The following is a 10,652-nucleotide window of genomic DNA, read 5'->3' as shown; positions in this document are numbered from 1 at the left end:
ACCGAGCCAAATGCGCCGTGGGTAGACGTATGGCTATCGCCACACACAATTGTCATACCCGGTAAGGTAATACCTAACTCGGGGCCAATTACGTGAACAATCCCTTGAAACGGATGACCTAAACCATATAGTTCGACCCCAAACTTAGCGCAGTTTTCGGTAAGTTTGTTCACCTGTGTGCGTGATAATGCCTCTTTAATTGGAAGGTGCTGGTCTTTGGTGGGCACATTATGGTCGGCCGTAGCGATTGTTTGCTTAGGGCGAGCTACGCCAATATCGCGCTGAGCTAATCCATTGAATGCCTGAGGGCTAGTCACCTCATGAATAAAGTGCCGATCAATGTAGAACACGTCGGGACCATTCTCTATACTACTCACTACGTGCGAATCCCAGATTTTATCGAATAACGTTTTTGGCATATCAGTTACAAGTTTAGAAGTTTCAGGTTTATAAGGTTATGAGTTTGTCGTGAAAACTAAGCTTGTAACCGGCAACTTGAAACTTTTAACTATACTATTTATGAGTAGCTATACTCTCCATCATTTCCTTTAGCGCAGCATCAGACACTTCTTTTTCGCGATCGGCCAGTTCAAGAAAATGTTGGTATACATTGTTAACTTCTTCTTTATCTACCTCGTAACCTAATGACCGAAGTTTATATAGCAGCGCATGACGACCGCTACGGGCGGTTAGTACGATCGCTGAACCTTCCGCCCCAACCGAAGCCGGATCAATAATTTCAAAGTTTTCCCGCATCTTAATAATACCATCTTGATGAATACCGGAAGAATGGGCGAAAGCATTCGCGCCCACAATGGCTTTGTTTGCTTGCACGGTTAGATGCATGGTTGAAGCTACCATCCGACTGGTAGGTATTAACTCTTTTGTATTAATTCCCGTCTCGAAGCGGTCTTTGTAGCGGCTATTAATAATCATGACCACCTCTTCTAGCGAGCAGTTGCCCGCGCGCTCCCCTACTCCGTTCAGGGTGCACTCGATTTGCCGAGCACCATTAGCAACTCCCGCAATAGCGTTGGCGGTAGCTAGCCCCAGGTCGTCGTGGGTGTGCATACTCATCACCACCTCATCTTTGAACGCCGGAATTTCTTCAACCATTCGTTTACACATAGCTCCCCACTCTTCGGGAATGGCGTAGCCCACCGTATCGGGTAAATTAATGGTGGTAGCTCCGGCATCAATGGCCACTTTGGTAAATTTTATGAGATAGTCAATATCTGCCCGGGAAGCGTCCATCGGCGAAAACTCCACGTCGTCGCAGTATTTTTTTGCGCGGCTTACCGCATGATCTACCATTTTTAACACTTCGTCGCGGGTTTTTCGCATTTGGTGCTCAATATGGATATCTGATGCAGAAATGAACGTATGGATACGAGGATGAGCGGCATTTTCTACCGTTCGGGCAGCAGTGTCAATATCAGCATCTAAGCCGCGGGCTAGTGCGCATACTGTTGCCTTATTCAGACTTTCAGCAATAGTTTTTACCGCATTGAAATCCTGAGGAGATGATATGGGAAAGCCGGCTTCAATCACATCTACTCCTAATTTCTCTAGTTGCTGAGCTAAAACCAGCTTCTCTTCAGGGTTTAACTTAGCTCCGGGCACTTGCTCACCATCGCGCAGCGTAGTGTCAAATATGTAAACTCGTTGCTTCATAACTAGGAACGTAGATTTTTTAATACTAAAATGCTAAAATGGATTATTAGAATTTATAATTCAACAAAAAAAAAGCAAGTATTACGATCGCTATTTTCATTTTTAATCTACTAAATTGCTTCAATCATTTATTAGAGCAGTTTAAGGCAAAAATAAATACGATGGCTAAGCCCCGATCAAACGACTTGCAGATATTGATAGAATCTTTAAGTAAAGGCGAGAAGCGCTATGTTACCCTAGAATTGCAGAAGCTGGGTAGCAATCTGAAAATACAATCTTTGTTTGAGGCTTATACTACTCATCAGCTTACGAGTGAACACGAAATTCTGGCGTACTACCCCGGTATTAAACCAAAGCAACTCTCCAATCTGAAGGCTCACCTATACCGTAGGACGCTGCAATTTCTGCGTGACTTTCATCTATCGCACAGCAGAGACATTCAGCTTCGGGAGTGTATTGATCACGCTCAACTTCTGCTCAATCGGGGGTTACACCAACAGTGCACTAAAGCCTTAGCCAAAGCCAAACGATTAGCGGCTCAGAATGACAATCTAGAACTCAATCTGGAGATTCTTAAATTGCAGAAGCAAGTTTTTGCGCAGGGAATTGGTGCCGAAAGTCAGCAAAAGGTGAATGATATCATTCAGGAAGTGCAGGACGTTACTCAGAAGATCAGTAATATCAACCTGCTTACTAATATTCAGGTACGACTCAACCACTGGTACGTGAAGAAGGGATTTATTCGACAAGAAACTTATTCAGATGAAATAGATCGGTATATTCAGGAACACCTACCCGCGCTTGACGAAGCAACGCTATCGTTTCACGAGCGACTACACCTGTACGAAGTATACGTAACTTACTACTTGTTTACTCAGAATTTTATTGACGCCTTTCATTACGCTCAACGCTGGACTGACCTATTTAAAGAGCATCCGGAATTTATTCCTCTGCAACCGATGGCTTACATCCGGGGATTGCACAAACTTATGATTACTCAACAACGCTTGTATCGCTACGAAGAGTTCTTGGAGACTATGCAACGTCTTCGGGAAGTAGACCGAACGCCCAGTCTCAAGCTGAACGAAAACTTACGGGCTATGCTGTTTAAGTATATTACTATTCACGAACTAAATGCCTATTTTCTAACCGGTAGTTTTCAAGAGGGCACCGAACTAGTAGCGCGCAAAGCCGAAGAATTAAATCAGTTTGTAGATCAGCTAGGAAAGCACGCTACTATTACTTTCTACTACAAAATTGCTTGTATGTACTTTGGCGCTAGTGATTATCGTCAAGCCTCTTTTTGGCTACAGAAAATTATTAATGAGCAACAGATAGATTTGCGGGAAGATATTCACTGCTTCGCCCGAATACTTAACTTAATTAGCCACTACGAGCAAGGCAACACTGATTTAATTGAATACCTTATTAAATCGACCTATCGATTTTTACTCCTTAAGGATGACCTACACCAGTATCAAACGTATATTCTGGGTTTTCTCAAAAACTTATCATTCGGAACTACCGAACCAGAGCTATTAAGAAGATTTGATACTCTTCGTAAGCAGTTGCTAACGCTTATCGATAGCCCTTACGAAAAGCGAGCTTTTATCTACTTCGATATTATCTCCTGGCTGGAAAGCAAAACCAGTAAGCGTAGTGTGGAAGAAGTAATTCAAGAGAAAGCGTACCACCGCATGCAGGCTACTAAACAACCAAATAACGCTGGTACGCTCAATTAACGACATCAGCTAATCGTACCGCTTTAGCTACACTAAGTCTAAAATTAGCAGCAAGACACCTACTACCAACAATATCGTCCCCAAAATATACCCTACTGACCCAGGGACTACCAATAGTAAGACTAATCCTATTGCTGCGAAAATTAGGCCTAGCCGACCATTTTTTGAAAGGTTCTCTTTCTGTACTTCTTCCGGGGCGGCTCGTAATTCGCGAGAAAGTTGCTTAAGTTCTTGACGAATGACCTTCTTCTTACCTCGTTGCTGACGACGAACCTCTCTCTTCTCCCGGGCGGTAGTTGCCTGATTGAGCGCAGTTTGGGTTTCTTCAAGCTGCGTTTGGTGGTTTTGCAGATTTGATATTTTTTGTACAATAGCCTCATTACGCTCGGTAGCTGAAGGCACTTTCACTGGCACCTTTTTCAAGGAGGCAATAGCTGGTTTAGTTTCAGAGAGTATGGCTTTTTGGGGTGTAGCTTTGGGAGTAGCCTTAAAGTAATAGGAGTTACCGTAGGCGATCTTACTACTTTGACAGCTACTAAAAAAGATCGCAGCGAGGCAGGTGAATACAAGAATAAATGTACTAATCTTAGAAGTCATGAGAATCGAACTTTGTGGTGAAAACTTTTCTAGAAGTTCAGATTTCCACCACAAATTCCCAATCGCTTAACCGGTTAAAACTTACATATTCTAACCCGCTAATTAGTATTACCTTCTCTACCCATCGTCAATCATCAAGCGATAGTTTCACCCTAATTAAATAGGCTTAAGAGTGGAAGGCATTTTAAAGGGTTCACCTTCGGTCTGCTTTAGCTGCTGTTTGAATTGCTGGCGAATGGCGTAGTATTGTTGTGCCTGATTACCTAGGGCTTGCCGTAGTTGTTTGAACCCTAGCAGTGGGGCGGCTAACCAAGCGTCGGGTAAATTGGTTTTAGGCAAATCTAGCATATCGGCAGTTTTATCGCCCAATAAGAATCGAGTATACCGCGCGGCAATCTCCTTCCCATTATCGTTCGGAACAATGGTTAGTAACGCCCGCGCCATCGCTTGCCCCTCTTGACTGGGAGCATGCTGCCGGTCGGAAATTCTTTTCAGTAGCCAGAAGGCCTCTTTGGTTGTATCGGGCAATAGAGATTCATCCACACCCATAATGTGGTTTGCTACGTTCCATAGGTGGATAAATGCTTGAGCTTCTTGCTGCGATACTTCTACACCGATTTTACGCAACCCTCGAATAGGAAGAACCGAAAAAGAAAGGTTAGTGCCAGCCATATCTTCCTGATTGATTGGCTCACCCCGTGTTTCCACATTCCAGTCGCCTTTCTGCTTAATGTGGTAGCGAATGGTCGCGTGAGTTAACCGAACTTTTTGAGCACTACAAATTGCCCTTCCCCGAGCACCAAAGCCATTTTTCTCACCTACATCCAACACATACTGCCCCGTTTCTGCTAGTCGCTTGGCCGGGTTATTCCGCAGTCGCTCCGAAAGATACAGTACTTGTACCCCATGGGCAGCCGCATAATCAAACGGAAGAGAGATTAACCCCAACATCAGAAGTAAATCAGTTACGTGTTTCTCCAGAAAATGCTGCCCTTGTTGGAGTAGTTTGGTATCGGCCCACTCGGGAAGTTGCCGAGTAGTTTCAAAAAAATGAACCACTGACTCCGGCAAACCCGGCGGTAGTTGGTAATTGTTGTCGGTAAGTGACTGAATAATATCTCGGTACTGATTTGCTTGCTTGTTATGCATAAGGTCAGCTACGGCCTCATCCGCAATAGGGTCAGTGCGCAAGCGCATCTCATCTAAGAACTGGTTATTATAGGAAGTAATCTTGCTCATTTCTAAGTTTTGTTCTATAACAACCGTAAGCCGAGTTGGTTCTGCTTACCACTATTTGTCTATTATGATTCCTATTGATCTTTACATTACTGAGCCGGGGCAGGTAATTCCTCTTGCCGATTAGTCTATTGATAGCATCGGCACTTTCACCTAAAAATCAGAAACCAAAGAAATTCGTGAGCAGAATATTGAATTATTGCGCGAACTTCAAGACAAGTTATACCCTCAGAGTCGCTATTCGCTGTTGTTAGTTTTTCAAGCGATGGATGCTGGAGGAAAAGATAGTACTATTGAGCACGTAATGTCCGGGGGTAAACCCTCAGGGTTGTCAAGTTTTTAGCTTTAAGAAACCGTACGAGTACTATACCTCCTGAACGCTTTGACATAGTAGTACTACCTCAAACTTTGCAAATACTCACTACTTCTTTTAATGTCACCTAGCGGGTCGTCGGAAGCATCCTGCTCTACAAATACGTGCTGTACATTTGCCTCCTGGGCTGCTTGAAGGATTTCAGTGAAATTAAGTATACCGCTTCCCACTGGCTGAAAGCTTTTGCGGGGCATAGTAATGGCCCGGTAGGTTTGGGGGGTATTAGTTTTCTTATCTTTTAAATGTAGCAATTCTATACGATTGGCGTATTTTTTAATAAACTGGGCAGGATCGTGACCAGCCACCGATACCCAGAACACGTCTAGCTCAAAACAGACTAATTCAGGATCGGTTTCTGTTAATAGTACCTCCATCGGCGAACTCCCATCCATCGGTTGAAGCTCAAACGAGTGATTATGATATCCCATTCGAATACCAGCCTGTTTACACAGCTCACCGGTCTGATTCAACTGTTCAGCTAATGCTTTATAAGAATCTATGCCGCCCCGCTCTTCTGGATATAAAAATGGAAATATAAAATAAGTAACCTCATATTGGGCCGCCTGATCTATTGCTGCCTGTAGCGTGTAATTAAGCGGGGGGCGACGTACACCAAGTGCATCCTGAAACTCCCAGTTTCCGGTTAATAGGGGCGAAAGAAAATGTGTACTGTTAATTGCTATTCCTAGGCTTTTTAGAACAGAATGTAGTTGAGGAAGCAACTGACTATCAAATAGTTCTATTTGCTGATAACCAGCATTACGAATAGCTTGTATTGTCTCTTGGGGCTTTGCTACCAGTTCGTCTCTTACAGTGTACAGTTGTAATCCCAGTTGATCAATTAGAGGATTATTGCTAACTGCGGGGTAACTAATTGGTACTGCGGAAGTAGCAGCGAGAAAGCCCGCTTGTTTCAGAAAATTGCGTCGGGTAGTAAAATTCTGCATAGCACCTTCTAGTACGATGCTTATTTAAAGAAAGTTTAGCTCAGATAAAACCAGATCTTCTTCCTCTATTTCTTATGGTTCACTTTACGAGAAGTTTTACCTTTACGCATACCGAAAATATTAATAGGCACTACGTAGGCAGCGGAGATTAGTAAAGCGTTGTGCTTATAGCCCAAATATTCTTCTATCTCTGATGTTCCAATTTCAGAACTTTCGTTACCGCCCATAAATGTGGTACCTGATACGTAGCGAATATTTATCATCAATGCGTGCCCCAGCCGATTTACCGGAATAATGAACCCACCCCCGGCAGCTAAGCCAAACTGAATCCGGTTGGCATCTTCTACCGCCAACACCCCGTCGGTAGGTTCATCTTCAGAGAAACTAACTGTATAGTCTATTTGAGTTAACTGGTCGCTACCAAAGAATTCAGAAGCCAACATTGTTCCTCGCCCCCCTAACCAGTAACTTATCTGAGGGCCAGCGTTGATAAACCAGCGAACCTTACTCCGCCCAATTGGACTAGTAATACGCAGCAGAATAGGTGCTTCTAGAAAATGGGAGTATGTCTGATTTTCTACTATCCGAGTAGAAGTTGAGTTGTAACGCTGCACTTTTCCCTTTCGACTGTACACTAGTTCGCTGTAAAATGCCAGATGATCGCTTACTGAATAAGCGTAACTCCACCCTCCTAAGTAGTTAAGAGATAAATCTTGCTGAAAGTCTATTCCGTCGTACTGCGAACCATAACCAGCAATAGTTGCCTGTCCACCGACTATTGGTCCCGTAAGAATCTGTGCTTGTGCTTGAGAGCAAGCAATCATGCACCAAAGAACTAGTAAACTTCTTCTCACTTTCATCTTTATATTTTTACTATCAAATTACTAAAGAGTGCTATGCTAATTGTTTTAGATTGAGGATAGAACCTACGGGGTAAGTTTTTAGTCGTTAACCATCAATGAGAAAAGCATCAGCCAGTAGCCAATGCCTTTACTATAAGTTGGTAAAATCTAATAATTAGGAAGCATATTGTAGTATAGCAGGTTACCCAACAGTAGGGGTTGACGAAGTGGTACTAGGTATGTAAATACTTACTTCAGTGCCTAAAAATGGCTGGCTCTTTATAACAATTTCTCCGCCTAGTTTTTCAATAGCAGTTTTGGCAACATATAAGCCTAAACCGCTTCCTTTAACGTGACCGTGTCCTCGGTAAAACATATCAAACGCTCGCTGTTGCATGGCTCGGTCCATGCCAAGTCCATTGTCTTTTACTTTAATCTTAATACCTTCTTTGTAGGCGCGGACTGAAACTTTTATAACCGTATCGCTCGCGTTAGTCTTTCTAAATTTGATACTGTTTTCAACTATACCTTTTAAAATACTAGTGAGTATATGCTCATCAGTAGTAGTAGTATGTTTAGTGTTAGCTGTTACGTGAACAAGTACTTCTTCTCTCCCAGGGTAATCATCAAGATCATCAATAACTGTTTCTAACAAGTGACGTACAGAAACTTTAGTCACAGCACTCTCTTCTTCTTCGTACTGTAGTTGCATCAGCCCCTGCAGCGTATACTTGAGTTTGTCGGTGCTAGATTGAATATGGGTAAGATACGTTGTGATCTCTTGAGTGTCCGACACCTCCATTTTGGTAAGTTCTAAGAGACCTTGAATAGAAGCCAAAGGCCCTTGTAAATCATGAGACATGCGGTAGAAAAGTCGAGCTAATTGCTCATTTTTCTGCTTTAAAGCATCGGTTGCCTGCGTGAGATGCCGATTATCTTTTGCTACGAGCATGTATCCTTCTAATTCATCATCCAAAGCTAGTGTAGAAAATGAGATAGATACTGGTATCTTCTTTCCACTTTTAAATTGGAAAAGTGTACTTCGATTATAAACTTGATCTTTCTCCATAGCTTCCTGAAGCAGTGCTTGTAAAAACTCAGATTGTTTATCAGGAAAAAACTCACATATGTTAGAGCCAACTAAGTCTTCAGGAACAGTCTGTAGAAGATCACCCGCCTTTTGATTAGCGTAAACTACCTTACAATCTTGGTCAAAAATCAGTACCATATCGGCTATTCCTTTAACTATGCTCGCTACATACTTACCAGGCGCAAGAACGTTATTAGAATTATCTGTTGTTATATTGGGTAAAACTTGGTACATATTCACGCTTTATTAATGGTTTAGTATAGGGAAGGTGGTGCGTGTAGCTAGCTAGTATAACTATACACTAGAAGTAAGTATGACATTTCTTATTGTAAGGGATACGATAGTTCAACATAAACTCATGAGAACCATTAGAGTATGTCCCAATATCAGATAGTGTGTGATCGTAGCTGTAGCCAACGCTAATGTTTTCGCTAACTTCTAACTTCATAATACCTACTAGAGCATCCTCGCTCCGATACGAAGCTCCTACTGTTAAAATATCATTAAGAATCAAATTGGCTCCTACCTCTGCTGTGGTAGCATTTCCCTCTTGCACTCGTAACAAAACTGAAGGCAGTACTTTGACTAGCGGATTTAGAGTAAATACTCGACCCGCCGTTAAGAAGTAGTAACGCTTTACCTGACTTAACGAACCTAATTCAGCATTATCAGATAGCGTACTATTTAGCAGATAGGGAATAGAAAGTCCGGCAAAAAAGTTAGAATTTGAGTAGTAGAGACCTGTTCCAAAGTTAGGGTTGAATGAATTACGGAAGCCAGTAGCTACTGCATCGTCAGTTTTTAAATTTAATTTAGAAAAATCAGATTGTAGTCGGCTAAAACCTGCTTGCAAACCCATAGACAACGTTCCATGTGCCATCTTAATTTTGTAGGCATATGATACGTATACCCGTTGATCACTGTGAACACCAATTTTATCTTGCGAAGCAATAAGTCCAATACCTACTCTTTTATTCTTAAGTGCTTTGTGAGCAATTATAGTATTAGTAACTGGTGCCCCTTCAAAGTTATCCCACTGCCGACGGTGTAAAGTAGTGATTTGTAATTGGTCTTGGTTACCTGCGTAAGCTGGGTTAATTGCCAATCGATTAAAGATATATTGAGAGTACAGCGTATTTTGCTGTCCATAGCTAGTAGTAACTAGTATGAGAAGCAAAGCAAAAGAGAACCCTATTCTCTTAAGTAGCTGCTGCGATATGTTTGTTATAATTCGTTTCATCTTACCAACTTAATTTCTGTTACATGTGTAACATTACCTTACAAATGTACAATTAATTTCTTGAAATAAGAAAGTTATTTATAAAAAAAGTTATATTTTATATAAATTAGTTAGTTGATTTCTTTCCCAAAATGAACCCTTCTATGTTAGGATTAAGCAATTACAAACCATATATTTCTATATAATAGACTGAATATCAATACTTTGTAAATATTAGAAAAATCTTTAATAAACCTGTTTAGGTTAAAAAATGTGCAAAAACTTACGTAAGACTGTTTTTCAATTCGGGAAGTAGCCTCAGAGTATAATTAGAGACTGAGCGTAATATTTGGTGTTTTCTCATTAATTCATTTGCTGCTTTTAATCATGTAGGCCTGTTAGAGCGTAGTTGTACTTTCTTGTGGTTATTACTAATAAGCTATAGTTGACTTTATAAAAGGTACTCAATTAGCGCAGTCTGAATCAGATACTATCGTACTTTAGCAGTATCGCCAACAAGGTTGAATTGGTAAAGTGCTAAAGCTGTTGGTTTTTTGTATCTCAACTAGGCTATATATTCTTATTAGCTATAAAACCTCGAAGTATCTAGCTCAGCATTTTGTTAATGCTTACCTTCTCTTTTTGGCATTAGCTCAAGAAATTAATTGCGCTAACGGCATCATTAATAGCGATGGATTAATTGGCTGATTTGACAACGGTTGTACTTCGTCGCTCTTTTGTCAGAACTAAAATTAACTGTACTGATGGGATACACAACAATAGCGATGGGCTACCTAATTATTTAGATGATGGCTGTAAAAGCATCTCGCCAGAATGTCCGGTTGAAGTCATTTGTATCAATGGTAAGTACTGATGCAAAAATAGGTATAAGAAACTAGAAAGGCGTAGTTTTGAGGTATGCGATACATCAA

The 10,652-nt window shown here is 41.4% G+C and carries 10 protein-coding genes; 2 read left to right on the top strand and 8 right to left on the bottom strand.

The annotated features are described in order from the left end of the window. Window positions 1-419: aconitase family protein (locus tag WBA23_RS12800; protein ID WP_424582670.1), on the bottom strand; the 419-nt coding region annotated here is incomplete at its 3' end. 94 nt (window positions 420-513) lie between these two features. Continuing rightward, a complete protein-coding gene (locus WBA23_RS12795) occupies window positions 514-1,674 on the bottom strand; it encodes a 2-isopropylmalate synthase (RefSeq protein WP_424582669.1) in 1,161 nt (386 codons plus the stop codon). Window positions 1,675-1,835: 161 nt separating this feature from the next. Between WBA23_RS12795 and WBA23_RS12790 the strand changes: the two genes are divergently transcribed. Next, a complete protein-coding gene (locus WBA23_RS12790; protein ID WP_424582668.1) occupies window positions 1,836-3,416 on the top strand; it encodes a hypothetical protein in 1,581 nt (526 codons plus the stop codon). Between the two features lie 27 nt (window positions 3,417-3,443). On the opposite strand, the gene WBA23_RS12785 is transcribed toward WBA23_RS12790, so the two are convergent. Next, window positions 3,444-4,013: a hypothetical protein gene (locus WBA23_RS12785; RefSeq protein ID WP_424582667.1), complete on the bottom strand. Its 570-nt coding sequence runs from the start codon at window positions 4,011-4,013 to the stop codon at window positions 3,444-3,446. 156 nt (window positions 4,014-4,169) lie between these two features. Then, on the bottom strand, window positions 4,170-5,252 hold the full coding sequence (locus WBA23_RS12780; RefSeq protein WP_424582666.1) for an oxygenase MpaB family protein: 1,083 nt from the start codon (window positions 5,250-5,252) through the stop codon (window positions 4,170-4,172). Window positions 5,253-5,448: 196 nt separating this feature from the next. Between WBA23_RS12780 and WBA23_RS12775 the strand changes: the two genes are divergently transcribed. After that, window positions 5,449-5,592, top strand: coding sequence for a hypothetical protein (locus tag WBA23_RS12775; RefSeq protein WP_424582665.1), 144 nt, complete (start codon window positions 5,449-5,451; stop codon window positions 5,590-5,592). A 53-nt stretch (window positions 5,593-5,645) separates the two neighbouring features. On the opposite strand, the gene WBA23_RS12770 is transcribed toward WBA23_RS12775, so the two are convergent. From WBA23_RS12770 to WBA23_RS12755, 4 genes are all read right to left on the bottom strand, one after another. Continuing rightward, on the bottom strand, window positions 5,646-6,569 hold the full coding sequence (locus WBA23_RS12770; protein WP_424582664.1) for a sugar phosphate isomerase/epimerase family protein: 924 nt from the start codon (window positions 6,567-6,569) through the stop codon (window positions 5,646-5,648). 65 nt (window positions 6,570-6,634) lie between these two features. Then, entirely contained in the window at window positions 6,635-7,393 is a 759-nt protein-coding gene (locus WBA23_RS12765) for an outer membrane beta-barrel protein (protein ID WP_424582663.1), read from the bottom strand. 220 nt (window positions 7,394-7,613) lie between these two features. After that, complete coding sequence (locus WBA23_RS12760) at window positions 7,614-8,735, bottom strand: ATP-binding protein (protein WP_424582662.1); 1,122 nt, start codon at window positions 8,733-8,735, stop codon at window positions 7,614-7,616. A gap of 67 nt (window positions 8,736-8,802) precedes the next feature. Beyond that, window positions 8,803-9,741, bottom strand: a complete 939-nt coding sequence (locus WBA23_RS12755; protein ID WP_424582661.1) for a PorP/SprF family type IX secretion system membrane protein — start codon at window positions 9,739-9,741, stop codon at window positions 8,803-8,805. Window positions 9,742-10,652 lie beyond the last annotated feature (911 nt).

It is taken from the genome of Tunicatimonas sp. (assembly GCF_049647865.1).
Lineage (GTDB): Bacteria > Bacteroidota > Bacteroidia > Cytophagales > Cyclobacteriaceae > Tunicatimonas.
The sequence above is the reverse complement of the archived record's forward strand: the minus strand, read 5'-3'. Positions and strand labels throughout refer to the sequence as shown.